Source organism: Sphaerotilus hippei (assembly GCF_003201595.1).
Taxonomy (GTDB): Bacteria; Pseudomonadota; Gammaproteobacteria; order Burkholderiales; family Burkholderiaceae_C; genus Sphaerotilus; species Sphaerotilus hippei.
The window spans coordinates 21,440-44,927 of record NZ_QJJS01000008.1 but is presented as its reverse complement, the minus strand read 5'-3'; the positions used below and the strand labels follow the sequence as shown (position 1 = coordinate 44,927).

Sequence of the window (23,488 nt, the reverse complement as noted above, 5' to 3'; positions counted from 1 at the left end):
GTGGATCGGGCGCCGCTCCCCGGGGCGCCGAGGCGACCCTTCGGTCAGTCGCCGAACAGTTTTTGCTTGAGTTCCCTGCGCTGCTGCGCTTCGAGGGACAGTGTAGCGGTCGGACGTGCCAGCAAGCGAGGAATTCCGATCGGCTCGCCCGTTTCGTCACAGTAGCCGTACTCGCCCGATTCGATGCGGGAGATCGACTGCGAGATCTTCTTGAGCAGCTTGCGCTCGCGGTCGCGGGTGCGCAGTTCCAGCGCATGCTCTTCTTCGATGGTCGCGCGGTCGGCCGGGTCCGGCACGATCGAGGTGTCCTCGCGCAGGTGCTCGGTCGTCTCGCCCGCGTTGGCCAGCAGATCGTTCTTCTGGGTCTCGAGCTTGGTCTTGAAGAACTCGAGCTGTTGCGGGCTCATGTACTCGCTCTCGGGCATCGCCTTGACTTCGGCGTCCGTCAGGTCGCGTCCGGCCTTGGTCTTCCAGGCGGAAGCCAGTTGAGGGTCTTGCGTCGACATGGTGCGGTTCGATTCGTTCTGGGACATGGTCAGGCTCGGATGGCAGGCTGGAACTGGGGCGCCGCATCCAACAGCCGGGTGCGGCGAGCGATCATTCGGCTGCCAGACTGGCGCAGCACATCGTGGCGACACCTCTGCGGGTGCTTCGGGACGGGTGGCCCGTTGCCGGCGTCTGCGCCGGCCCACCTGCGTCCGCCCCTGGAAATCCAGCGAGCTTCGACGGGCGCGCGGATTGTAGCCATGCCCGGGGCCGATCGGGACGGCCTGATGACCCTGCGGCCCCGGAGCGTGGGTTCCATGTCACACCAGGCACTGCTCCAGGCCCTGGTCGAAGATCTCGCGGGGCAGGTCGATGCCGATGAACACCATCTTGCTCAGGCGTTCTTCGCCCGCTTCCCAGGCCGGGCCCAGGTCGCTGCCCATCAGCTGGTGCACCCCCTGGAAGATCACCTTGCGGTCGGTGCCCTGCATGTTCAGCACGCCTTTGTAGCGCAGCATGCGCGGGCCGTAGATGTTGACGATGCTGCCGAGGAAGTCCTCCAGGCGGGCCGGATTGAACGGGCGCTTCGAGCGGAAGACGAAGGACTTCACGTCATCGTCGTGGCGATGGTGGTGCGGGTGGTCGCAGTGCTCGCCGTGCGCGTGGTCGTGGTGGTCATGGCCGGCGTGGTCGTCGGCGGCGAGGAAGTCGGGGTCGATCTCCAGCTTGGCGTTCAGGTTGAAGCCGCGCAGGTCGAAGACCTCGGCGATCGGCACCTCGCCGAAGTTGACCCGGCGCTGCGGTGCGCGCGGGTTCATGTGCTTGATGCGGTGGGCGAGCGCGTCGACCTCGGCCGCGTCGACCAGGTCGGTCTTGCTGATGAAGATCTGGTCGGCGAACCCGACCTGCCGGCGTGCTTCCTGGCGGTCGTCGAGCTGCTGGTCGCCGTGCTTGGCGTCGACCAGCGTCAGGATGGAGTCGAGCAGGAAACCTTCGGCGACCTCGTCGTCCATGAAGAAGGTCTGCGCGACCGGGCCCGGATCGGCCAGGCCGGTGGTCTCGATGACCACCCGGTCGAACTGCAGCTCGCCCTTGCGGCGGCGGCTGGCCAGGTCGGCCAGCGTGGCGCGCAGGTCCTCGCGGATCGTGCAGCAGATGCAGCCGTTGCTCATCTGGATGATCTGCTCGCGCGTCTCGGCCACCAGGATGTCGTTGTCGATGTTCTCTTCGCCGAACTCGTTCTCGATGATGGCGATCTTCTGGCCGTGGGCTTCGCTGAGGACCCGCTTGAGCAGCGTCGTCTTGCCCGAGCCCAGGAAGCCGGTGAGGATGGTGGCGGGAATGAGGCCGTCGGACATGGTGGAGGTGTGCGTGAAGTGGGGGCAGGGAGGTCCCGCCTCGGGGCAGCCCAGGTGGGGACGGATCAATGTCTTGCAAGGGGCGGGCCCTGTCAAGGCCGCACGGGCCGTCGTGCCGGGGCGTCGCCGCGGGCCACGCCAGGGGGCGTGCTGACATCGGCTTGCGTTATTCTGGGCGCCTCTCCACTTCAGGCACCCGTCCGTGTCCGAACCTCAGCCCAGTCCCCGGGCACCGCGCCTGGCTGCGCGCGGGCGCCCCGCCGATCGACGCACCCTGTTCGCCCGCCTCGTGGAGTTCCTCTCCCCGGGCCCGGATTCGAAGGACGAGCTGATCGAGACCCTGGCCGATGCCGAGCATCGTGAACTGATCGATCCCGAGTCGCGTTCCATGCTCGAAGGGGTGCTGCGCATGGCGGACCTGACGGCCGGGGACGTCATGGTGGCCGCGCCGCACATGGACCTGCTCGACATCGAGGCGCCCTACGACCAGGTGCTCGCCGCCATCATCGAGACCGGCCATTCGCGCTTTCCGGTCTACGAGGACGATCGCGAGAACATCCTGGGCATCCTGATGAGCAAGGACCTGCTCAAGCTGCAGCGCTCGCCCGACCTGAACCTGCGCACGCTGCTGCGCCCGGCGGTGTTCGTGCCCGAGTCCAAGAGCCTCAACGAGCTGCTGCGCGATTTCCGTTCCAACCGCAACCACCTCGCGCTGGTGGTCGACGAGTTCGGCAAGGTGGCCGGGCTGATCACCATCGAGGACGTGCTCGAGGAGATCGTCGGCGAGATCGAGGACGAGTTCGACGACAAGGACGGCGAGTCCGGCATCTACACCCTGGCTGACGGCAGCCAGCGGGTGGCGGGCGACACCGACATCAGCGCGGTCAACGCGCACTTCGCCGCCGAACTGCCGCAGGACGAGTTCCATTCCATCGGTGGCCTGGTCGCCCACGAGCTCGGCCGGGTGCCGCGCCGTGGCGAGGCGGTCGACGTGGCCGGGCTGCGTTTTGCCGTCATGCTGACCCGCGGTGGTGCGGTGCGCTGGTTCAAGGTCACCCGCGTGCCCGCGGATCCGGTGCGTGACGGCCACTGACTGGCGCGGCGGCGCACGGGCGACCCCGCAGGCGGCGACGTGGCCGACGGGCGGGGCGGCGGTCGTGGCCGTGCTGGGCGGTCTGCTGCAGGCCTGGGCGCTGGCCCCCGTGCCGAGGGCCTGGGCGCAGGTGCTGGGACTGGGGCTGCTGGCGGCGCTGGTCTGGCGCGGCACCGGCGTGCGGCGCCATGCGCTGCTCGCCTGGCTGCACGGCACGGCGGCGCTCACCGGCACCTTCTGGTGGCTGTTCATCAGCATGCACCGCTACGGTGGCCTGCCCGCGCCCCTGGCCGGCCTGGCGGTGCTGGGCCTGGCCGGCTTCCTGGCCCTGTACGGCGCCCTGGCCGTGGCCGCCTGGACACGCTGGCGCAGCGGCCGGCTGGTGATCGACGTGGCGGGTTGGGCGGCGCTGTGGCTGCTGGTCGACCTGGCCCGGGCGCAGTGGCTGACGGGCTTTCCCTGGGGCGCCGCAGGTTATGCCCAGATCGACGGCCCGCTGGCCGTGCTGGCGCCGTGGGTGGGCGTCTACGGCATGGGCGCGGTGGCGGCGGCCCTGGCCGGACTGGGCGCGGCCTGGTGCCTGTCGCCCGGCCGTGCCCTGGCGGTCCGGCTGCTGCCGGTGCCGGTCCTGCTGGCCGGCCTGGCCTGGACCCCGCCCGCGGGCTCCGGCGGTGACTTCACCCGGCCGACCCGGACGCTGAGCGTGACCCTGCTGCAGGGCAACGTGCCGCAGAACGAGAAGTTCGATCCCGCGCAGATCGAGGCCGGCCTGATCTGGCATGCCGAGGCGCTGTCCCGGGTCGACACCGACCTGGTGGTCACGCCCGAGACGGCCATCCCGCTGCTGCCCGAGCAGTTGCCCGACGGTTATTGGGCGGGCCTGCAGCGCCGTTTTGGCCAGGGCCGCGGCGCGGCGCTGATCGGCCTGCCGCTGGGCAGCTTCGAGCGTGGCTACACCAACTCGGTGCTGGGCCTGCAGGCGGCGGCGCCGGCCTACCGCTACGACAAGCACCACCTGGTGCCGTTCGGCGAGTTCATCCCCTGGGGCTTCCGCTGGTTCGTCGACCTGATGGCCATCCCGCTGGGCGACTTCAGCCGCGGGCCGCTGGCCGCACCGACCTTCGACGTGCGGGGCGAGCGCATCGCGCCCAACATCTGCTACGAGGATCTGTTCGGCGAGGAGATCGCCGCCGGGTTCACCGACGCGGCACGGGCGCCCACGGTGCTGGCCAACGTCAGCAACATCGGCTGGTTCGGCCGCAGCGTCGCGGTCGACCAGCACCTGCAGATCTCGCGCCTGCGGGCGCTGGAGCTGCAGCGCCCGATGCTGCGCTCGACCAACACCGGCGCGACGGTGATCATCGACCACCTCGGCCGGGTCACCCACCAGCTGGCGCCGCACACCCGGGGCGTGCTGGTCGGCGAGGTGCAGGGCCGCAGCGGCGTCACGCCCTACGCCTGGTGGGCGGGCCGCTGGCGCCTGTGGCCGCTGTGGGGGCTGGGCGGGGCCGGTGCGCTGTGCATGGCGCTGGCGGCCCGGCGGCGCCGGGCCTGAGCCGCGGGCTTCAGAGCCAGGGCTTGAGCACCCGCTCGGCGGTGCGCCGGATCAGCTCCAGCGGCATCGCCAGCGCGAGTTCCAGGCAGGCCCGGGCATAAGCCGGTTCACGCCGGACCCGGGGCACGTCGAGCCAGTCCCCATAGGCGCACATCAGCCATTTCAGGTCGACCAGCGGCAGCGGGTCGTCCTCGGTGGCCAGGCGCATCGGCGCGGTGTCGTCCGGAAATGCCATCACGGCCTCCTGTGATCGCGGCGTGATCCGTCGCGCTGGACGCACCTTAAGGCGGCCTCGCGGGGGTTGGAGATGCGAAAAGTCACCCATGTCGGGGGCTGTTCCGTCCCGGGCGTGCGCTTCGTGCATGAATGCACGGCGCGGCAGGGTGGGTCCACCTTGTCCATAATCCGGCGCTCTGCAACCACATCTGGCGATGTCGACGGCCCTGGCGGCCGGGCACGCTTCCGGAACCTTCCCCATGGCGCTTCTCAATCTCCTCGATGCCAGCCTGGCATTCGGCCACGTGGCCCTGCTGGACCATGCCGCGATGTCGCTGGAGGCCGGAGAACGCCTCGGGCTGATCGGCCGCAACGGCACGGGCAAGTCCTCGCTGCTGCGCATCCTGGCCGGACTCGAGCTGCCCGACGACGGCAGCGTGCAGGTGCAGCAGAACCTGCGCCGCTACTTCGTGCCCCAGGAGCCGCAGTTCGCCCCTGGCGTGACCGTGTTCGACGCGGTCAGCGAAGGGGTGGCCGAGGCCCGTGACCTGCGCGCCCGCTACGAGGCCCACGACAGCAGCGAGGACCTGGACGCGCTGCAGACCCGCATCGAGGCGCTCGACGGCTGGACCTGGGAGCAGCGCGTCGACGAGACGCTGCACCGCCTGGACCTGGCCGGGGACCGCCGGGTCGACGACCTGTCGGGCGGCATGCGCAAGCGCGTGGCCCTGGCGCAGGCGCTGGTGGCCGCCCCCGAGGTGCTGCTGCTCGACGAGCCGACCAACCACCTCGACCTCGACGCCATCCTCTGGCTGCAGGAGCTGCTGGTCGCCTTCAAGGGCGCGCTGCTGGTGATCACCCACGACCGGGCCTTCCTGGACGCGGTGTCGACCCGCATCATCGAGCTCGACCGCGGCCAGATCCGCAGCTACCCCGGCAGCTTCAGCGCCTACGAGGCCACCAAGGCACGCGAGCTCGAGGACGAGGCGCTGGCCAATGCCCGGGCCGACAAGATGCTGGCGCAGGAGGAGATCTGGATCCGCAAGGGCGTCGAGGCGCGCCGCACCCGCAGCGTCAGCCGCATCCAGCGCCTGGTGCAGCTGCGCGAGCAGCGCAGCGCGCGCCGCGACGTGCTGGGGCGGGCCAAACTCGACGTGGCCACCGGCGAGCGCAGCGGCAAGATCGTCGCGGAGCTGGAAGGCGTCAGCAAGGCCTACGACGGCCGCACCATCGTGCGTGACCTCAGCCTGACCATCCTGCGCGGCGACAAGGTCGGCCTGATCGGCCCGAACGGCGCGGGCAAGACCACGCTGCTCAAGATGCTGCTGGGCCAGCTCGAGCCCGACAGCGGCACCGTCAAGCTCGGCACCCAGATGCAGGTGGCCTACTTCGACCAGATGCGCGGCGCGCTCAACCCCGAGGCGACGCTGGTCGACACCATCAGCCCCGGCAGCGAGTGGATCGACTCGCCCAGCGGGCGCAAGCACGTGATGAGCTACCTGGGCGACTTCCTGTTCTCGCCCGCCCGGGCCAATTCACCGGTCAAGAGCCTGTCGGGCGGCGAGCGCAACCGCCTGCTGCTGGCCCGCCTGTTCGCCAAGCCGGCCAACGTGCTGGTGCTCGACGAGCCGACCAACGACCTCGACATCGAGACGCTGGACCTGCTCGAGGAGCTGCTGCAGAACTACCCGGGCACCGTCTTCCTGGTCAGCCACGACCGCCGCTTCCTGGACGCCGTCATCACCAGCACGCTGGTCAGCGAGGGCGACGGCCACTGGCGCGAGTACGAGGGCAGCGTCGAGGACTGGCTGATCCAGTCCCAGCGCGCCAAGGCGCTGGCGGCAAAAACCGCTGCCACCCAGGCCAAGGCCGCCGCGGCCGCGCCCGCCCCGGCGCCGATCGCCGCGGCCCCGGTGGCCGTGGCGGTGTCTGCCCCTGCGGTGGCCAGGCGCAAGCTCGGCTACAAGGAGCAGCGTGAGCTCGACGGCCTGCCGGCCCGCCTGGAAGCGCTGGAGCTCGAGCAGAAGCAGCTCTCCGAGCTGCTGGCCGGCACCGAGCTGTATGCCCAGGGCGCCGAGCGCATCCGCGAGGTGCAGGGCCGCTTCGAGCAGATCGAGGAGGAGCTGATGACGCTGCTGGAGCGCTGGGAGCTGCTGTCGGCGGGTTGAGCCCGGCCGGACGCTCCCGGCCGCGGCCGGGAGCGTCGGCTCAGGACCCGAGCGCCTCGGCCTCGAGCAGGAACAGGTTGACGCCGGCCCGCCCGTGGCCGGCCTCGCCCGTGGCGACGTCCAGCCGCAGCGAGGCGAGGTCGTCGGCCACCGGATCGACGTCCGGGTCCTTGTCCTGGAACAGCGTCTTCAGGTAGCCGCCGCAGTCACCGCAGGCCTCGGCGAGCACGGCCGGGTGGTGGCCTTCCAGCCCGAGGTACTCGACCTCGTGCGGGCTGTCGCACAGCGTGCAGCGCGCGCGCACCGCGTTCCAGCGGGTGGCGCACAGGCTGCACTCGAGGTAGCGCGAGCCGGCCTTGCCGTCGCCGGTCAGCACGATGCCCGCCACCGGCAGGCTGCCGCAGCAGGGGCAGGTCGACGCGTCGGCCGGACGCTGCGGCACCGTCGCCAGGTGCCGGGCCGCCTGGATCCAGAGCACCTGCAGCGAGGCCGCCAGCCAGACGTCGCCGGCCTGGCCGGGGCGCTGCAGCGGCCGGCCGCGGGCCAGGTCCAGCAGGCCCCGGGCCTGTTCGATGAGGGCCGCGTCCGGCAGGTCCCGCGCGGCCTGGCGCTGCGCGCTGAACGCCGCGTCGCCCTGGCGGTCGGGCATCGCGGCCAGCAGCGCGCGGTGCAGCGGCAGCAGCCGCTCCGGCCAGCCCGGATGTCCGGCGTGCAGCGGGGGCTCGGCGCCGTCGGGCGCCTGGCCGGGCGCCCAGGCTGGGCCCGCGTGATCCAGCAGCGTCTGCTGCAGCCCGCACAGGCCCGACAGCAGGTCCAGCCAGGGCGCCAGCTCGTGGCCGGTGGCCAGGTGTCGCAGCCGGGCGGCACGGGCGGCCAGCAGGCCCGCGCGGGGCCGCAGCACGCCCGGCGGGCTGAGCGAGGACGACAGCACGCTGGCCGGGTTCGGCGCCCCGCCGAAGGGGTCGGTGGTGAGCGCGATCATTTGCCGGTCACCTGACGGTACCAGCCGCGGTGGTGCTGGCGGGCCCAGGCGCGGGTGACCGTGCCGTACCACATCGCCCGCACCGTGCCCTTGACCCAGATGGCGGCGTACACATGCACCATGATCAGCCCGATCATGACCGCGCCGGCCGCCGCGTGGGCCACCGCACCCAGCCGCACCAGCGTGATGTCGAAGCCGAACCAGGCGCGCCAGATCAGCACGCCCGACACCGTCATCACCGCCATGCACAGCGCCAGGGCCCAGAACATCACCTTCTGGCCCCCGTTGTACTTGCCCTGCTCGGGCATGTCGTGGTCGTCGCCGTCGACCATCTTGTGGGCGTTCTTCAGCCACTCGCGGTCGGCCGGGGTCATCGTGTTGAGCCGGGCGAAGCGCAGGAAGATGATCAGGAAGGCCAGCGCCATCACCGCGCCGAGGTACGGGTGCAGGATGCGCGCCCACACCGGCCCGCCGAACAGCTGCGTCAGCGGGAAGAACGCCGGGTGGAAGAACGCCAGCCCCGACAGGGCCAGCAGGATGAAGCACATGCCCACCGTCCAGTGGTTGAGCCGCTCGCTGGCGGTGTAGCGCTTGAGGTCCTTGGGGTCGCGGATCATGCTTGCTTCTCCTGGCCGGCGGCGGCGCGGTCTTCGTCGTCGATCTCCTTTTCCACTTCCTTGGAGATCTCGTTGGGGCCCTTGCTGATGTAGTGGAACAGGCTGCCGATGGCCAGCGCGCCCAGGCCCAGCATGGCCAGCGGCTTGGTGATGCCCTTCCAGATCGAGACCAGCGGGCTCACCGACGGGTTGTTGGGCAGGTTGGCGTAGAGCTGCGGCTTGTCCGCATGGTGCAGCACGTACATGACGTGGGTGCCGCCCACGCCCGGCGGGTCATACAGGCCGGCCTGCTCGTAGCCGCGCGACTTCAGGTCGGCGATGCGGGTCTCGGCGACTTCCTTCATGTCCTCCTTGGAGCCGAACTGGATGGCGCCGGTGGGGCAGGTCTTCACGCAGGCCGGCTCCTGGCCGACGGCCACGCGGTCCGAGCACAGGCTGCACTTGTAGGCCTTGGAGTCGGTCTTGGAGATGCGCGGCACGTTGAACGGACAGCCGGTGACGCAGTAGCCGCAGCCGATGCAGTGCTCCTGATGGAAATCGACGATGCCGTTGGCGTACTGGATGATGGCGCCGGGCGAGGGGCAGGCCTTCAGGCAACCGGGGTCGGCGCAGTGCATGCAGCCGTCCTTGCGGATCAGCCACTCCAGCTTGCCGTTCTCCTCGGTCTCCGAGAAGCGCATCACCGTCCAGGCCTGGTCCGAGAGGTCGGTGGGGTTGTCGTACACGCCCACGCACGAGCCCACGTCGGCGCGGATGTCGTTCCACTCCGAGCAGGCCACCTGGCAGCCCTTGCAGCCGATGCAGGTGGTGACGTCGATGAGCTTGGCGATCTCGATGGTCTTGCGGACCTGGGTCGAGGGCGTGGTGGTCGCCGAGCGGCGCGTGATGTCGAGCGATTGCAGTGCCATGGTGTCTGCGCCTCCTCAGGCTTTCTCGAGGTTGACCAGGAAGGCCTTGTATTCGGGCGTCTGCGTGTTGCAGTCGCCCACGGCCGGCGGCAGGACGTTGGTGAGGTAGCCCTTCTTGGTCACGCCTTCCCAGCCCCAGTGCAGCGGAATGCCGATCTGGTGCACCGTCTGTCCGGCCACCTGCAGCGCCTTCACGCGCTTGGTCACCACCGCCTTGGCCTTGATGAAGCCGCGCCTGGAGCTGACCTTGACCCAGTCGCCCTGCGCAATGCCCTTTTCCTGGGCCAGCGTCTCGCCGATCTCGACGAACTGCTCGGGCTGGGCGATGGCGTTCAGGCGCACGGACTTGGTCCAGAACTGGAAGTGCTCGGTCAGGCGGTAGGTGGTGCCCACGTAGGGGAACTCCTTGTGCGTGCCCAGGCGTTCCCGGTCGCCCTTGAAGATGCGCACGGCCGGGCTGCTGACCACCTTGGGGTGCAGCGGGTTGGTGCCCAGCGGCGACTCCATCGGCTCGTAGTGCTCGGGGAAGGGGCCGTCCACCAGCTTGTCGACGGCGAACAGGCGGCCCACGCCCTCCGGGTTCATGATGAAGGGGTTCATGCCCGAGTCCGGCGCGGCGTCGGCCTTGAAGTCGGGGATGTCGGCGCCGGTCCAGCGTTCGCCGTTCCAGCCGATCAGCTTGCGCTTGGGGTCCCAGGGCTTGCCGGCCGGGTCGCACGAGGCGCGGTTGTAGAGGATGCGGCGGTTGGCCGGCCAGGCCCAGGCCCAGCCTGGCGTGTTGCCCAGGCCGGTGTCGGTGTTGTCGCGCCGGGCCATCTGGTTGCCGGCCTGCGTCCACGAGCCCGAGAAGATCCAGCAGGCGCACGAGGTGCTGCCGTCGTCCTGCAGCGCGGCGAAGCCGGGCAGCTGCTCGCCCTTCTTGGCCAGGAACCTGGTCGCATCCTTCGGGTCCGGGATGTCGGCCAGCGCGCGGCCGTTGAGCTCCTTGGCCAGTTCTTCCGGCGAGGGGCTCAGCGGGTCGCGGTAGTTCCAGGCGACGTTGAGGATGGGCTCGGCCACCGGGCCGCCGTCCTTGCGGTAGAGCTCGCGCAGCGCGACGAACAGCTCGCCGATGATCTCCTGGTCGGCCTTGGCCTCGCCCGGGGGCTCGGCGCCCTTCCAGTGCCACTGCAGCCAGCGGCCGGAGTTGACGATGGCCCCGTCCTCCTCGGCGAAGCAGGTCGACGGCAGGCGGAAGACTTCGGTGGCGATCTTGGCGGGGTCGACGTCGTGCGACTCGCCGTGGTTCTGCCAGAAGCTCGACGTCTCGGTGGCGATCGGGTCGATGATCACCATGTACTTCAGCTTGCTGAAGGCCTCGGTCACCTTGTTGGCGTCCGGGAAGGAGGCCAGCGGGTTGAAGCCCTGCACGATGAAGCCGTTGATCTTGCCCTGGTGCATCAGCTCGGTGACCTGCAGCACGTCGTAGAGCTTGTCCCACTTGGGCAGCCAGTCGTAGCCCCAGTGGTTGTCCTTCGTGGCCTTGTCGCCCCAGAACCACTTCATCAGGCTGACGAAGAACCTGGGCGTGTTGCTCCAGTAGTTGAACTGGCCGGGCGCCAGCGCCTTGGGCGTGGTCTTGGCCAGGTAGTCGTCGAAGGTGGGGTGCGCCTTCTCGTTGGGCAGGGTCAGGTAGCCCGGCAGTGCCGTGGACAGCAGCCCCAGGTCCGACAGGCCCTGGATGTTGGAGTGCCCGCGCAGCGCGTTCACGCCGCCGCCCGGCATGCCGATGTTGCCCAGCAGCAGCTGGATCATCGCCATGGTGCGGATGTTCTGCGCGCCCACCGTGTGCTGGGTCCAGCCCAGCGCATACAGGATGGTGCCGACCTTGTCCGGCCTGGCGGTCTCGCCCAGCAGCTCGCAGACCTTGAGAAAGCCTTCTTTAGGCGTGCCGGTCAGGTCGGTGACGACCTCGGGCGTGTAGCGCGCGTAGTGGGCCTTCATCAGGTTCCACACGCAGCGCGGGTGTTCGAGGGTGGGATCGGTCTGGATCTCGCCCCTGGCATCGAGCTCGTAGCTCCAGCTGCTGCGGTCGTACCGGCCCTTCTCGGGGTCGTAGCCGCTGAACAGGCCTTCGTCGAAGCCGTAGCCCTCGCCGACGATGGCGCTGGCGTTGGTGTAGGCCTTGACGTAGTCCCAGTGGATCCTGTCGTTCTCGACCAGCCAGCGGATCACGCCGCCCAGGAAGACGATGTCCGAGCCGGCGCGGATCGGCATGTACAGGTCGGCCACCGATGCGGTGCGGTTGAAGCGTGGATCGACCACCACCAGCTTGGCGCCGCGCTGCTTCTTGGCCTCGATCGCCCAGCGGAAGCCCACCGGGTGGGCTTCGGCCGCGTTGCCGCCCATCACCAGGATGAAGTCGGCGTTCTTGATGTCGACCCAGGAGTTGGTCATCGCGCCGCGGCCGAAGGTCGAGGCGAGTGCCGAGACGGTCGGGCCGTGGCAGACGCGGGCCTGCGCATCGGTGGCGACGATGCCCAGCGAGCGCATGAACTTCTGCGTGATGATGCCCGTCTCGTTGGACGAGGCCGAGGCCGTCAGCATGGCGGTGGACAGCCAGCGGTTGACCGGCACGCCCTCGGCGTTCTTCTCCACCACGTTGGCGTCGCGGTCGGCCTTCATGTGCCTGGCCACGCGCTCGATGGCCTCGTGCCAGGAGATGCGCTTCCATTCATTGGAGCCGGCCTCGCGCACCTCGGGGTGCTTCAGGCGGCCGGGGCTGTGGATGAAGTCCAGCAGGCCCGCGCCCTTGGGGCACAGCGCGCCGCGGCTGACCGGATGGTCCGGATCGCCCTCGATGTGGATGATCTCGGCCTTGGCGTTCCTGGCGCCGTCGCCCAGGCTGTACATCAGCAGGCCGCAGCCCACCGAACAGTAGGTGCAGGTGTTGCGGATCTCGCGGGCGCGGGTGAGCTTGTAGGGGCGCGCTTCGGCGTGGGCGGTCAGCGGGGCCACGCCCAGCATCGCGGCGCTGGTGCCCCCGAGACCGGCGGCCGTCACCCTGAAGAACTGGCGTCGGTTGACGCGAACCGATGCGGCGGGACTATCCTTGTGGGCCATCCATCTCCTCCTGTCTGCTGGCACTGCGGAACGTTCCGTGCCTTCAGCAGGCTCTGTGCCAGTCGTTTTTTCAATATGAATCAACGGCTTGAGAATGAACGGATGAAAATATGGGTCATTTCGACCCAGCTGCCGCCGGACGGCAGAGACATTTCGACCCACAGGGGCTTTGATTTCGTGTTGCAGGCCTTCTTCTTCCTTGATCGTCGGTGGCGCGCGGGTGCGTGCGACCGGGTGTGCGTGCGGACGGCGCCGGCCGGATGGCCGGAGGCCGCCCGGTGAGCGGGCCGGACGGCGTGGCCGAGGACCGGTTCGGCGAGTGGGCGCAGTGCTCGATCCTGGTGGTCGACGACGAGCCGGGCATGGTCAGCTTCCTGCAGCGGGCGCTGGCGGCGCGGGGCACGGCGGTGGACACCGCCGGCAGCGTCGAGCAGGCCATGCCGCGGGTGGCCGGCCACCGCCACGACGTGGTGCTGCTCGACATCGCGCTGCCGGGGCGCTCGGGCGTGCAGTGGCTGCACGAGCTGCGCGAGCAGGGTTACGCGGGCGAGGTGATCCTGATGACGGCCTACGCCGACCTGGACACCGCCATCGACGCGCTGCGCGCCGGGGCGTCGGACTTCCTGCTCAAGCCCTTCTCGCTGGCCCAGGTGCTCAACGCCATCCAGCGTTGCCTGGAGCGCTCGCGCCTGCTGCGCGAGAACTTCGTGCTGCGCCGGCAGGTGTCGGCGCTGTCGCCGGGGCTGGAAGGCCTGGTCGGCGAGTCCGAGGCCATGCGCCAGGCGGCCGAGCTGATCCAGCGGGTGGCGCCGCTGCCCACCACCGTGCTGCTGCTGGGCGAATCGGGCACGGGCAAGGAGCTGGCCGCGCGGGCGGTGCACCGCCTGAGTCCGCGCGCCCGCGGGCCCTTCGTGCCGGTGAACTGCGCGGCCATCGCGCCGGAGCTGATCGAGAGCGAGCTGTTCGGCCACGTGAAGGGCGCCTACACCGGGGCGGCCCATGCCCGTGAAGGGCTGTTCTATTACGCCCGCGGGGGCACGCTGTTCCTCGACGAGATCGCCGAGATGCCGCTGGCCCTGCAGGGCCGGCTGCTGCGGGTGCTGGAGGAGCGCCGCATCCGTCCGGTCGGGGGCGAGCAGGAGGTCGAGGTGGACGTGCGGGTGGTCGCCGCCACCAACCGCGACCTGGGCGCCGAGGTGGCCGCCGGCCGCTTCCGCGCCGACCTGTACCACCGCATCCGCGTGGCCGAATGCACCTTGCCCCCGCTGCGCGAGCGCACCGAGGACATTCCCCGCCTGCTGGCGCACTTCGTCGCCCAGCTGTCGCAGCAGCTCGGCCTGCCGCCCATCGAGCTGAGCCCGGCGGCGCTGCACCGCCTGCAGGCCTACGACTGGCCGGGCAATGTGCGCGAGCTGAAGAACCTGGTCGAGCGCTCGCTGATCATGGGCTACCTGGTGCTCGACGGGAGCGGGCACGGCGCGGCCACCGCGGGCGAGCCCGCCCCGGCCGCCAGCACCGACAGCCTGGACCTGGTCGAGAAGCAGCACTGCCTGCGGGTGCTGGAGGCGGCGGGGGGCAACAAGTCCGAGGCGGCACGCCGCCTGGGCATCTCGCGCAAGACGCTGGAGCGCAAGTGCCTGGCCTGGGGCGTGGCTTGAACGCGCTGCGCACGCTGCTGCGTGCGCGCGGCCTGACGACGATCCGGGCCCGCCTGCTGGCGCTGGGCGTGCTGCCGGTGCTGATGGCCATCCCGCTGCTGGTGGCGGTGATCTACCTGGGCTTCACCACCTACGACCGGTTGCTGACCAACAAGGTCCGCGCCGATCTGGCCACCGGGGCCAACGACTTCGATCGCGTGCTCGAGAGCACCGGCGCACGGGTGCGCTCGCTGGCCGAATCGGCCGCGCTGGTGCGCTGGCTGCCGCCGGCCTCCGAGCGGGTCGCGGGCCCGGCGGCGCACCCGCTGGCCGAGTGGCTGGAAGGCCGCCGCCTGGCGCTGAACCTGGACCACCTCTGCCTGCTCGATGCCCAGGATCGCGTGCGTGCATGTGCCGGCACCGGGGCGGCCGGCCAGGCCTACGGCCGCTGGCTGGTGCTGGCCAACGCCCGGGCGGGCCAGTCGGCCACGGCGCTGGACGTGTTCGAGCCGGCCTTCCTGCAGCGGCTGGCGCCCCGGCTGCTGGACGCGGTGCGCATCCCGCTGCGCCCCACCACCAGCGCCCGGCCCGACGCACGCACCGAGGAGGCGCGTGCCCTGGTCATCCACTCGGCCGCACCGGTGTGGCTCGAGGGACAGGACGCCGGCACCGTGGTGGGCGCGGTGGTGCTCAACCGCAACGTCGACCTGGTGGACCACATCAACCGCATCGTCTACCCGCCCACGCCGGGTGAGAGCGACCAGACCGGCACGGCCACCGTGTTCCTGGGGGACGTGCGCATCGCCACCAGCGTGCGCCTGCCGCACGGCGACCGGGCCATCGGCACGCGGGTGTCGCAGGCGGTGCACGAGGCGGTGCTGGAGCGTGGCCAGTCCTGGCTGGACCGGGCCTTCGTGGTCAGCGACTGGTACGTGTCGGGTTACCAGCCGCTCACCGACAGCCGCGGGCAGCGGGTGGGCATGCTCTATGTCGGATTCCTCGAATCCCCTTATGCCAGCGCACGCTACCGGGCGCTGACGGTGCTGGTGGGGGTGTTCGTCGTCACGCTGCTGTTCGCGCTGTGGCTGGCGCGCAAGCTGTCGCTGAGCATCATCCGGCCGGTCGAGCGCATGCACCAGGTGATGAGCGAGGTGGAGGGCGGGGCGCTGTCGTCGCGGGTGCACCTGCCGGCCCGCACCGACGAGCTGGGCGCGCTGGCCGATCACTTCGACCGCCTGCTGCAGCGCCTGGAGCTCCAGACCCGCGAGCTGCAGGACCGCGGCACCACGCTCGATGCCCAGGTGGCCGAGCGCACCCGCGCGCTGGCCGACGCGCTCGACCAGCTGCGCGACACGCAGCGCCAGATGATCCGCCAGGAGCAGCTCGCCGCCGTGGGCCAGCTCACCGCGGGCCTGGCCCACGAGATCAACAATCCGGTGGCGGTGATCCAGGGCAACGTCGAGCTGATGACCGAGCTGCTGGGCTCACGCGCCGAGCCGGTGCGCCAGGAGATCGGCCTGATCCGCGAGCAGGTGCAGCGCATCCGGCTCATCGTCGCCAAGCTGCTGCAGTTCGCCCGGCCGACCGAATACGCCGGCTACGTCGAGCGCACGCCGCCGGAGAGCGTCGCGCAGGACTGCCTGCTGCTGGTCAGCCACCTGCTGCGCCGCGCCCGCATCATGGTCGAGCAGACCTGCACCGCCACCCGCGCCGTCGGGGCCCACCACAGCGAGCTGCAGCAGGTGCTGGTCAACCTGCTGGTCAATGCCATCCAGGCCATGCCCGAGCAGGGCTGGCTGGGGGTCCGGGTGGTCGACCGCGAGAGCCCGGACGGCCGGGCGGGGGTGGCTTTCGAGGTGTCCGACACCGGCCCCGGCATCGCTCCCGAGCTGCGCGAGCGCCTGTTCGAGCCCTTCTTCACCACCAAGCAGAACGGCACCGGCACCGGGCTGGGCCTGTGGGTCAGCCGCACGCTGGTGCGGCGCTGGGGTGGCACGCTCGAGGCCGGCGAGGCGCCGGGTGGTGGCGCGGTCTTCACGGTCTGGGTGCCGGCACACGGGGGCCCGGCCGGGTCCTGAGGCGGGGTGGCGAGGCGGCGTGGCTCAGCCGTGCCGGCGGGCGATCCAGGCGTCGATCGACACCCGGCCCGGACCGTGGGCGACCAGGTGGAGCAGCACCGCGGCCCAGACACCGTGGGTGGCATAGGCGCCCGGGTAGACCAGCAGCTGGATCACCGCCGTCATGCCCAGCAGCGCCAGCGCCGACAGCCGCGTCGCCAGGCCGAGCAGCAGCAGCAGCGGGAACAGGTGTTCGGCGAAGGCGGCCATCGTCGCGGCCAGCTCGGGCGGCAGCAGCGGCAGCCGGTACTCGTCGCGGAACAGCCCGACGGTGCCCTCGGCCAGGCGAGGCCAGCCGAGCTGGAAGGTCCCGCCGACCAGGTCGATCGCCAGGCCTTCCACCTTGGTCTGGCCCGACTGCCAGAACACCGCGGCGATGGACCCGCGGGCCAGCAGCGCGATCAGTCCGTCCGGGATGCGGGCCAGGCGGGCGTGCAGCAGGGCCAGCCTGGCGACGAGGCGGCATCCGCCGCCGGACGGGGGCGAGGTCCGGCGGCTGGACCGGGGGCGAGCGGGGTCGAGGGGATGCATGGTGGGGGTCTCTGCTTCGTGTTCAGGCCGCGGCGGTCACCAGCTGATGCCGGATCAGCGTGAGCAGCGGGCCGGTCAGGCCTTGCGGGTCGTCGGCGTCGATGCGGGTGGCGGCTTCGGCCAGCGAGCCCCCGGCCAGCACGGTGCGGATGAAACCCGCATCGCCCGCGCCGATCGACTGCACCTGCACCACCAGCCCCTCGCGGAAGACCAGCGCGTTCTCGCCGCGGCCCGGATCGACCCGGGCGAGGTCGAGCAGGTCCTGGTGGGCCGCCCACAGCGAGACGATCGCGTGGGGCGAGCACAGCAGGCGCACCGAAGGGTGCAGCCCCAGGCGCAGGGCCGGCAGCGCCTCGGGCCGCGCCAGCCAGCGGCCCAGGGCGGCCGGGTCGAGGGCCGGCACGTCCGCCGCGTGGCAGGCCAGCACCCGGGCATGTTCCAGCCGGGCGACATCGGCCAGGAAGGGCAGGCCGGCGGCCGGAGGGAAAGTGGCGATGAACGCCGGGAAGGCCTCGCCCCACAGGTTCAGGATCCGGGTGCGCGGGGGATGGCGGCGCACGAAGACCCGGGCCATCGCGCGGAAGAAGTCCTCGCCCACCAGCGCGCGGGTCACGGCGAAGGTATCGGCCAGCGCGTCGACCAGCGAGACCACGACGTTGTTGCGGTGCATGCCCAGGCGCTGCGCCGGGTCCGAGCCGTTGCGGGTGACGAGGCCGGGGGGCGCCGGGCGGTCCGGGTCGAGCAAGGTCAACGCCAGCTCCGCCGCCCAGTCGCCGGGCGGCATGGCCGCCGCGGGGTGGCAGGCATCGCGCCCCGCGGCATCAGGCCCTGCGGCAGGTACCGGGCCGGTCGACGGGGTGGTGTTCATGCCGGGACGCCACGTTCGGCCGCGGCGGCCTGCAGCGCCCGGTCCGCACGGGCCGCCTCGGCCAGCAGCACCGCCAGCGCCGGCACGTCGTGGTCCCGCTCGATCAGCGTGGCGACCGGGCCGGTCAGCGTCAGCGCCTCCTGGTAGAGCGCCCAGACCTCGTCGGCCACGGCCGCGCCATGGCTGTCGATCAGCAGGCGCTCGCCCAGGCTGTCCCGGGCCTGGCTGAAGCCGGCCAGGTGGATCTCGCCGACCGCGTGCAGCGGCAGCGCCCGCAGCGCGGCGTGCACGTCCCGGTGGTGGTTGACGCAGGCGACATGCAGGTTGCTGACGTCGAGCAGCAGGCCGCAGCCGGTGCGGCGCAGCACCTCGGTGATGAAGTCGCCTTCGTCCATCGTGGAGCGGTCGAACTCGACGCAGGTGGCCGGGTTCTCCAGCAGCAGGCGCCGCTGCAGGCGGTCCTGCACCTGGTCGACATGGGCGCAGACCTGCTGCAGCGTCGTGCGGTCGTAGGGCAGCGGCAGCAGGTCGTTGAAGAACACCCCGCCGTGGCCGGACCAGGCGAGGTGCTCGGAGAACGACTGCGGCTGGCAGCGCTCGAGCAGCCTCGCCAGCCGGCCCAGGTGCTCGTCGTCGAGCGGCTCGGGGCCGCCGATCGACAGCCCGACCCCGTGCACCGACAGCGCATGCCGCTCGCGCAGCCAGCCCAGCTGATGGTGCAGCGGGCCGCCGTCGACCAGGTAGTTCTCGGCATGGACCTCGACGAAGCCGAGGTCCGGCGTGGTGGTCGACAGCGCGTGGAAATGACCGGGCTTGAAGCCCAGGCCGGCCCGGGCCGGCAGGGCGTGCGGGGTGTGGGGGCGCATGGTGGTCGTGCGGCGAAGGGGGCCGTGCCGATCAGGCCTTCTTTTCCTTGAAGGCCTGGAGCTGCCCATGCCCGGTGGGCGATGTCGGCGAGGCGGTCTTCTCGCAGGTGCCGCTGGGCACCGCCTTCCAGGCATTGCCCTGGTGGTCGATCCGGGAGGTGCCGGCGCAGGTGGTGCCGGCACCGGCGGCGCAGTCGTTCTTGCCCTGCAGTGCGATGCCGAAGCATTTTTCGGTGGCGCCCGACTGGGCGGCCACCGGGGTGGCCGCCAGGCTCAGGGCGGCGCCCAGCGCGAGGGCCAGCGCCGCGGCGGTGGCCGACGAGGACACGGGGGAGGACGGGGTGCGGTTCATGAGGATCTCCGATCGACAGGGGGACGTTGAGCACAGGGCCACATGCCCTGCTGATCGGTAGTCGCTCCCGCGCCGGACTTCTTACAGCCGCACCGGCGGTGGATGTCGAAAGATCCTGCCGGCCGCTCAGCCGCCCTGGGCGAGCAGCACCCGGAGGTCCGCCGCCAGCTCCTGGGGCGGCGTGTTGTGGCGCACGTAGAGGCGGATCCGCCCGCGCGTGTCGATGACGTAGGACGCGGCCGTGTGGTCCATCGTGTAGCTGGTCTCGGTCGGCCCCGGCACCTTGCGGTAGAAGACCTTGAACTCCCGGGCCGCCGCGGCGATCTGGTCGGGCGAGCCCCGCAGCGCGACCCAGTCGGGGTTGAAGCTGCCGACATAGTCCTTCAGCAGCGCGGCGGTGTCGCGCTGCGGGTCGACCGTGACGAACACGCCGACCAGCCGGTCGCCGTCGGCCCCCAGCAGCTGCTGGGTCTCGCGCAGCGCGGCCAGCGTGGTCGGGCAGACGTCCGGGCACTGGGTGTAGCCGAAGAAGACCACGACGAGCTTGCCGGCGAAGTCGCCGAGGTGGCGCTCGCGGCCGTTGAAGTCGGGCAGGTCGAGGTGGCGGCCGTAGTCGGCGCCGGTGATGTCGAGCGACTTGAAGCTGGCCGTGCTGCCGCCGGACTCCCGTGAGTCGCAGCCCGCCAGCAGCAGCGTGGCCGAGGTGGCGGACCACATGGGCAAGGAAGCGGCAGTCAGCGCCAGACGGGCGCCCCTGCCGAGCAGGGTGCGCCTGCCGGGCCGATCTGAAGTCACATCCAGGGTCTCAGGTAATGGTCCGCCAGCAGTGCCGCGAACAGCAGCGACAGGTGGACGATGGAAAAACGGAAGGTGCGGCGCGCCAGCGTCTCGCTGTAGTCGCGCCACAGCCGCCAGCCGTAGTGTATGAAACGTCCGCTCAGCAGCACCGCCGCGCTCAGGTAGAGCACGCCGCTCATGCCCTGAACGAAGGGCAGCAGCGTGGCGGCGAACAGCACCAGCGTGTAGAGCAGGATCTGCAGCCGCGTGAACGCGTTGCCGTGGGTCACCGGCAGCATCGGCAGGCCGGCGCGGGCGTAGTCCTCGGCGCGGTAGAGCGCCAGGGCCCAGAAGTGGGGCGGGGTCCAGACGAAGATGATCAGGAAGAGCGTGATCGCCTCTGGGCCGACGTCCCCGGTCATCGCCGCCCAGCCCAGCACCGGCGGCATCGCGCCCGAAGCCCCGCCGATGACGATGTTCTGCGGTGTCATCGGCTTGAGCACGACGGTGTAGATCACCGCGTAACCGACGAAGGTGGCCAGCGTCAGCCAGGCGGTCAGCGCGTTGACGCCGAGGTACAGCAGCCCCATGCCGGCGCTGCCCAGCAGCGCCGAGAACACCAGCGCCCGGGCCTGGCTGAGTTCGCCGTTGGCGGTCGGGCGCCAGGCGGTGCGTTTCATGCGCGCGTCGATGCGCTGCTCGATCAGGCAGTTGAACGCCGCGGCCGCGCTGGCCACCAGCCAGATGCCTGCGCAGGCGAGCGCCATGGTCTGCGCCTGGGCGGCGGTCGGCAGGCCGGGCAGGGCCAGCACCATGCCGATCAGCGCGCAGAAGATGATGAGCTGCACCACCCGCGGCTTGGTCAGCGCGCCGTACTGGCGCCAGCTGGCGCGCCAGCCGCTGCGGCCACCGGCCGGGACGGCCTCGTGTCGCTGGCCTGGTGCGGTCGGCAGGGCGGACACGGGGTCCGCCGGGGCGGCTGGTCGGGGGTGGGGCAGCGTGCTCATGGCCGCAGGCTCGCACGGCCGGGCCATCGGCGCATCGGGACTAGTCAGGGGGTGTCGGCGGAGACCCGTGCCGCCGGGCCGGCGGCCAGCTGGCGCCCGAGCCCCTGCGGGCGGGGCTGCGCGGCCAGCCAGGTGCTGAGCAGCGCCACCATCAGCGCCGCCCCGGCGGTGTGGGCCAGCGCGCTCGGCAGCGGCCAGTCGAGCACCACGTTCGACAGGCCGGTCAGCAGCTGGGCGCTGCCGAGTGCCGCCAGGCAGCGCCCGGCCCGGCGCTGGCCGGGGTCGGGGGCGTTCAGCAGGTGCAGGCTCAGCCAGGCCAGCACCCCGAGCACCAGCACCGCGCCCAGGCGGTGGGCCATGTGGATGGCGGTCAGGGCCTCGAAGGGCAGGAATTCCCCCCCGGACTGCCGGCCGAGCTCGCGCCGCCATTCAAAACCCGCGGCGAAGTCCATCACCGGCCAGGCCTCGCCGGCGCGGCAGTGCGGAAAGCTGTCGCAGGCCAGTACCGCGTAATTGGTGCTCACCCAGCCCCCCAGCATCACCTGGGCGATCACCAGCAGCAGCAGGGCCTGCACCGCCGGGCGGCACGTCGTGCCGGGCGCGCCCACGCGGGCGGGCCGTGACGGCTGGCCGAGCGGCTGCTGGCGGGCGGCCTGGACGCAGAGCAGCGCCAGCAGCCCGATGCCACCGAGCAGGTGCAGCGTGACGATGGCGGGGTAGAGCTTCATCGTCACCGTCAGCGCGCCGAAGGCGCCCTGCAGGCCGACCCAGACCAGGCACAGCGTGGCCCAGCCCGGGGCGGCGTCCGTCGGCACCGGACCGGGTTCGGGCGCCGGCGGGCCGGCGGGTCGGCGGTGGCGGCGCTGCTGCCACCAGGCCCGCCAGTGCCAGAACGCCAGCACGGTGATCAGTGCCCCGACGCCGGTGGCCAGGTAGCGGTGGATCATCTCGATCCACGCCTTGCGGTGGGTGACCGGCCCGGTCGGGTGGGCCTGCTGCGCCTGGCCGATCTGCGCATGGGCGCCCACCGGGCTGGCGCTGGCGTAGCAGCCGGGCCAGTCGGGGCAGCCCAGCCCCGAGTCGCTGAGCCGGGTGTAGGCGCCGAAGACGATCAGGTCGAAGGTCAGCACCGCGGTCAGCAGCGCCAGCGCGTGGCGCCGCTGCGCGGGGCTGGCCTGCCGGTGGCGGCGCAGCAGCCAGGTCAGCGGCAGGGCGGCCAGCGCGGCGCCGGTCAGCAGCAGCCAGAGCACCGGGCGCAGGTCGATCAGGTCGGCGGCCGTCATCGTGGGGTGTCCGTGCTCAGCGCGAGGCGGTGTCCGCCACCGGCTTCAGGTCCTCGCGGCCGACCCGGTCCCAGGAGGCGGAGGCACGCAGCAGGCGTTCGAGGTCCCGCTTGGCCCGCGGCGGATCGGGCTGGGCCGGAAAGCGCAGCATCCATTCGCCCATCGGATCGACCAGGTAGAGGTGGTCTTCCAGCACCTGGCCCGGGGCGGCCTGCAGCCAGGCGGCGACCTGTGCCCGGTCGGCCTGCAGCACCGCGGCCCCGGCCAGGGCCGGCATCAGCTCGGCGCGGGGCGCCGCGTCACCGGTGACCAGCCAGACCCGGTCCATGCGCTCCTTCTCGCGGCCCAGCGTCTCGCGCAGCTGCCGCTGGGCGTAGAGCCGGTCCTCGCAGCGGTTGTCGCAGCGGCCGTCGGCCACGACGACCAGCAGCCACTGCCCGCGCAGGCTCGAGGGCAGCACCGACCGGCCCTGCGCATCGGTCAGGCGCAGCGCACTGGGCGGTGGCAGCGAGCGCGAGGGCTGGATCAGCTGTCCGTAGTTGTTGCGCGTCTCCGGGCGGATGACGTAGTAGGTCAGGTAGGACGCGATGACCGGCGCCGCGCACAGCGCCAGCACCGCCAGCATCTTCAGGCGGCCGCGCCGGCGTCGCACGTCGGGCAGCGCCGGATCGGGCAGGCCGTGCACGGCCATCGACATCGCCTCACTCGGCGGGGCGGGCACGGCGCTGGCGGGGACGGACGAGTTGGAACCAGACATACAGGCCTGCGGTCAGGAGACTGAGCCCGAACCACTGCGCCGCATAACCCAGGTGGGTCTCGATGCGTGCCGCGGGCCGGGGCCATTGGCGCCGGAGCGCCGGAAACAGGGCGGTGCCGGTGCTCAGGGGAGCCGGTGCGGAGGCCGCTGCGTCTTCCTGTTGCACCATCACCGGGTACAGGGGCCGCCCGAGCGCTCGGGCATAAGACGGCAGGTCCAGATTCTGGCGGATCGCCGACGGCTGCCGTTCGGGGGTTGCCCCCGATGGTGTGGCGGCGGAGGCGCCCCCGGCCAGATCCAGCAGCACCGAGGGTGGTGGCACGAGCAGCCCCTGCAGCGTCACCAGGCCGGGCTCGGGCACCAGCGGCGGCAGCCGGGCCGGGTCGAGCCGGTCCCGCGGCAGCCAGCCACGCAGCACGGCCACGGCCCGGTCCTGGTCGGCGAGCTGCAGCGGGGTCACGACCAGGAATCCGGTCCGGCCTTCCATCGTGCGGTTGTCGAGGTAGACGGTGGCCGACTCGATCCAGCGGCCCTGCAGGTGGATGCGGCGATCCCGCTGGCCGAGGGCAGCGTCCGGTGCGGACGCCAGTTCCGACGCGGTCAGCGGCGGCAGCGCGCTGCGTGAGGTCCGCTGCGCCTGCAGCTGGCGCTTCTGCTCGGCGCGGTCGAGTTGCCACCATCCCAGGCGGGCGGTCAGCGCGACCATCAGCACCGCGCCCAGCAGGGGCAGCAGCCGATGCCGGTGCCGGCGGGCGGGCTCAGTCGGTGAGCTCATCGTCGCCCGGTCCGCCGCGGCGCGGCTCGATCC

21 protein-coding genes are annotated in these 23,488 nt (G+C 71.5%); 5 read left to right on the top strand and 16 right to left on the bottom strand.

Translation table 11 applies throughout. The annotated features are described in order from the left end of the window. Positions 1-44: 44 nt before the first annotated feature. Together dksA and C7444_RS10145 are read right to left on the bottom strand one after the other, a co-directional pair. Complete coding sequence (dksA, locus tag C7444_RS10150) at positions 45-533, bottom strand: RNA polymerase-binding protein DksA (protein WP_110400746.1); 489 nt, start codon at positions 531-533, stop codon at positions 45-47. A gap of 273 nt (positions 534-806) precedes the next feature. Beyond that, positions 807-1,844: a CobW family GTP-binding protein gene (locus C7444_RS10145; protein ID WP_110400745.1), complete on the bottom strand. Its 1,038-nt coding sequence runs from the start codon at positions 1,842-1,844 to the stop codon at positions 807-809. A gap of 202 nt (positions 1,845-2,046) precedes the next feature. On the opposite strand from C7444_RS10145, the gene C7444_RS10140 reads away from it, so the two are divergent. Then, positions 2,047-2,937 (top strand): HlyC/CorC family transporter, encoded by an 891-nt coding sequence (locus tag C7444_RS10140; protein WP_110400744.1) that lies wholly within the window; start codon positions 2,047-2,049, stop codon positions 2,935-2,937. Beyond that, positions 2,924-4,492, top strand: coding sequence for an apolipoprotein N-acyltransferase (lnt, locus tag C7444_RS10135; protein WP_110400743.1), 1,569 nt, complete (start codon positions 2,924-2,926; stop codon positions 4,490-4,492). Before C7444_RS10140 ends, lnt begins: the two co-directional genes overlap by 14 nt. Positions 4,493-4,502: 10 nt before the next feature. On the opposite strand, the gene C7444_RS10130 is transcribed toward lnt, so the two are convergent. Then, positions 4,503-4,727, bottom strand: a complete 225-nt coding sequence (locus C7444_RS10130) for a hypothetical protein (protein WP_110400742.1) — start codon at positions 4,725-4,727, stop codon at positions 4,503-4,505. Between the two features lie 241 nt (positions 4,728-4,968). Between C7444_RS10130 and C7444_RS10125 the strand changes: the two genes are divergently transcribed. Then, positions 4,969-6,876, top strand: coding sequence for an ATP-binding cassette domain-containing protein (locus C7444_RS10125; protein ID WP_110400741.1), 1,908 nt, complete (start codon positions 4,969-4,971; stop codon positions 6,874-6,876). 40 nt (positions 6,877-6,916) lie between these two features. On the opposite strand, the gene fdhE is transcribed toward C7444_RS10125, so the two are convergent. Genes fdhE through fdnG form a run of 4 tightly spaced genes read right to left on the bottom strand, consistent with a single transcriptional unit; the run spans position 6,917 to position 12,485 of the window. Beyond that, positions 6,917-7,858 carry a formate dehydrogenase accessory protein FdhE gene (fdhE, locus tag C7444_RS10120; RefSeq protein WP_110400740.1) on the bottom strand — a complete coding sequence of 314 codons (942 nt, stop codon included), beginning with the start codon at positions 7,856-7,858 and terminating at the stop codon, positions 6,917-6,919. Continuing rightward, positions 7,855-8,475: a formate dehydrogenase subunit gamma gene (locus tag C7444_RS10115; protein WP_110400739.1), complete on the bottom strand. Its 621-nt coding sequence runs from the start codon at positions 8,473-8,475 to the stop codon at positions 7,855-7,857. The genes fdhE and C7444_RS10115 overlap by 4 nt, the downstream gene beginning before the upstream one ends. Next, the gene (fdxH, locus tag C7444_RS10110; protein WP_110400738.1) at positions 8,472-9,383 is read right to left on the bottom strand and encodes a formate dehydrogenase subunit beta; all 912 of its coding nucleotides are present in this window, start codon (positions 9,381-9,383) and stop codon (positions 8,472-8,474) included. Before fdxH ends, C7444_RS10115 begins: the two co-directional genes overlap by 4 nt. A 15-nt stretch (positions 9,384-9,398) precedes the next feature. Beyond that, entirely contained in the window at positions 9,399-12,485 is a 3,087-nt protein-coding gene (fdnG, locus tag C7444_RS10105) for a formate dehydrogenase-N subunit alpha (protein ID WP_110400737.1), read from the bottom strand. Positions 12,486-12,763: 278 nt separating this feature from the next. Between fdnG and C7444_RS10095 the strand changes: the two genes are divergently transcribed. After that, on the top strand, positions 12,764-14,143 hold the full coding sequence (locus C7444_RS10095) for a sigma-54-dependent transcriptional regulator (protein WP_245909497.1): 1,380 nt from the start codon (positions 12,764-12,766) through the stop codon (positions 14,141-14,143). Continuing rightward, positions 14,140-16,200: a sensor histidine kinase gene (locus C7444_RS10090; RefSeq protein WP_110400735.1), complete on the top strand. Its 2,061-nt coding sequence runs from the start codon at positions 14,140-14,142 to the stop codon at positions 16,198-16,200. Before C7444_RS10095 ends, C7444_RS10090 begins: the two co-directional genes overlap by 4 nt. 24 nt (positions 16,201-16,224) lie before the next feature. Here the strand turns inward: C7444_RS10090 and C7444_RS10085 are convergent, their stop codons facing one another. The 9 genes from C7444_RS10085 to C7444_RS10045 all read right to left on the bottom strand — a co-directional run bounded on the left by C7444_RS10085 (position 16,225) and on the right by C7444_RS10045 (position 23,455). Then, on the bottom strand, positions 16,225-16,770 hold the full coding sequence (locus C7444_RS10085; protein ID WP_110400734.1) for a DoxX family protein: 546 nt from the start codon (positions 16,768-16,770) through the stop codon (positions 16,225-16,227). Positions 16,771-16,792: 22 nt separating this feature from the next. After that, positions 16,793-17,638 carry an HvfC/BufC N-terminal domain-containing protein gene (locus C7444_RS10080; RefSeq protein WP_110400733.1) on the bottom strand — a complete coding sequence of 282 codons (846 nt, stop codon included), beginning with the start codon at positions 17,636-17,638 and terminating at the stop codon, positions 16,793-16,795. Further along, positions 17,635-18,504: an MNIO family bufferin maturase gene (gene bufB, locus C7444_RS10075; RefSeq protein WP_110400732.1), complete on the bottom strand. Its 870-nt coding sequence runs from the start codon at positions 18,502-18,504 to the stop codon at positions 17,635-17,637. The genes C7444_RS10080 and bufB overlap by 4 nt, the downstream gene beginning before the upstream one ends. A 31-nt stretch (positions 18,505-18,535) precedes the next feature. Further along, positions 18,536-18,856, bottom strand: a complete 321-nt coding sequence (locus C7444_RS10070) for a BufA1 family periplasmic bufferin-type metallophore (protein ID WP_110400731.1) — start codon at positions 18,854-18,856, stop codon at positions 18,536-18,538. 126 nt (positions 18,857-18,982) lie between these two features. Continuing rightward, positions 18,983-19,573 carry an SCO family protein gene (locus C7444_RS10065; RefSeq protein ID WP_110400730.1) on the bottom strand — a complete coding sequence of 197 codons (591 nt, stop codon included), beginning with the start codon at positions 19,571-19,573 and terminating at the stop codon, positions 18,983-18,985. Positions 19,574-19,647: 74 nt separating this feature from the next. After that, on the bottom strand, positions 19,648-20,640 hold the full coding sequence (gene cyoE / locus C7444_RS10060; RefSeq protein ID WP_110400729.1) for a heme o synthase: 993 nt from the start codon (positions 20,638-20,640) through the stop codon (positions 19,648-19,650). A 44-nt stretch (positions 20,641-20,684) separates the two neighbouring features. Beyond that, positions 20,685-21,923 (bottom strand): COX15/CtaA family protein, encoded by a 1,239-nt coding sequence (locus tag C7444_RS10055; protein WP_110400728.1) that lies wholly within the window; start codon positions 21,921-21,923, stop codon positions 20,685-20,687. Positions 21,924-21,939: 16 nt separating this feature from the next. Further along, positions 21,940-22,680, bottom strand: coding sequence for an SCO family protein (locus C7444_RS10050; RefSeq protein ID WP_110400727.1), 741 nt, complete (start codon positions 22,678-22,680; stop codon positions 21,940-21,942). Continuing rightward, on the bottom strand, positions 22,625-23,455 hold the full coding sequence (locus C7444_RS10045) for an SURF1 family protein (RefSeq protein ID WP_110400726.1): 831 nt from the start codon (positions 23,453-23,455) through the stop codon (positions 22,625-22,627). Before C7444_RS10045 ends, C7444_RS10050 begins: the two co-directional genes overlap by 56 nt. Positions 23,456-23,488: the final 33 nt, after the last annotated feature.

What these genes read in the sequence shown, in the direction of transcription:
- dksA (WP_110400746.1), bottom strand. Translation starts at nt 533, where the DNA reads ATGTCCCAGAACGAATCGAACCGCACCATGTCGACGCAAGACCCTCAA.
- C7444_RS10145 (WP_110400745.1), bottom strand. Translation starts at nt 1,844, where the DNA reads ATGTCCGACGGCCTCATTCCCGCCACCATCCTCACCGGCTTCCTGGGC.
- C7444_RS10130 (WP_110400742.1), bottom strand. Translation starts at nt 4,727, where the DNA reads ATGGCATTTCCGGACGACACCGCGCCGATGCGCCTGGCCACCGAGGAC.
- C7444_RS10125 (WP_110400741.1), top strand. Translation starts at nt 4,969, where the DNA reads ATGGCGCTTCTCAATCTCCTCGATGCCAGCCTGGCATTCGGCCACGTG.
- fdhE (WP_110400740.1), bottom strand. Translation starts at nt 7,858, where the DNA reads ATGATCGCGCTCACCACCGACCCCTTCGGCGGGGCGCCGAACCCGGCC.
- C7444_RS10115 (WP_110400739.1), bottom strand. Translation starts at nt 8,475, where the DNA reads ATGATCCGCGACCCCAAGGACCTCAAGCGCTACACCGCCAGCGAGCGG.
- fdxH (WP_110400738.1), bottom strand. Translation starts at nt 9,383, where the DNA reads ATGGCACTGCAATCGCTCGACATCACGCGCCGCTCGGCGACCACCACG.
- fdnG (WP_110400737.1), bottom strand. Translation starts at nt 12,485, where the DNA reads ATGGCCCACAAGGATAGTCCCGCCGCATCGGTTCGCGTCAACCGACGC.
- C7444_RS10085 (WP_110400734.1), bottom strand. Translation starts at nt 16,770, where the DNA reads ATGCATCCCCTCGACCCCGCTCGCCCCCGGTCCAGCCGCCGGACCTCG.
- C7444_RS10080 (WP_110400733.1), bottom strand. Translation starts at nt 17,638, where the DNA reads ATGAACACCACCCCGTCGACCGGCCCGGTACCTGCCGCAGGGCCTGAT.
- bufB (WP_110400732.1), bottom strand. Translation starts at nt 18,504, where the DNA reads ATGCGCCCCCACACCCCGCACGCCCTGCCGGCCCGGGCCGGCCTGGGC.
- C7444_RS10070 (WP_110400731.1), bottom strand. Translation starts at nt 18,856, where the DNA reads ATGAACCGCACCCCGTCCTCCCCCGTGTCCTCGTCGGCCACCGCCGCG.
- C7444_RS10065 (WP_110400730.1), bottom strand. Translation starts at nt 19,573, where the DNA reads ATGTGGTCCGCCACCTCGGCCACGCTGCTGCTGGCGGGCTGCGACTCA.
- cyoE (WP_110400729.1), bottom strand. Translation starts at nt 20,640, where the DNA reads ATGAGCACGCTGCCCCACCCCCGACCAGCCGCCCCGGCGGACCCCGTG.
- C7444_RS10055 (WP_110400728.1), bottom strand. Translation starts at nt 21,923, where the DNA reads ATGACGGCCGCCGACCTGATCGACCTGCGCCCGGTGCTCTGGCTGCTG.
- C7444_RS10050 (WP_110400727.1), bottom strand. Translation starts at nt 22,680, where the DNA reads ATGTCTGGTTCCAACTCGTCCGTCCCCGCCAGCGCCGTGCCCGCCCCG.
- C7444_RS10045 (WP_110400726.1), bottom strand. Translation starts at nt 23,455, where the DNA reads ATGAGCTCACCGACTGAGCCCGCCCGCCGGCACCGGCATCGGCTGCTG.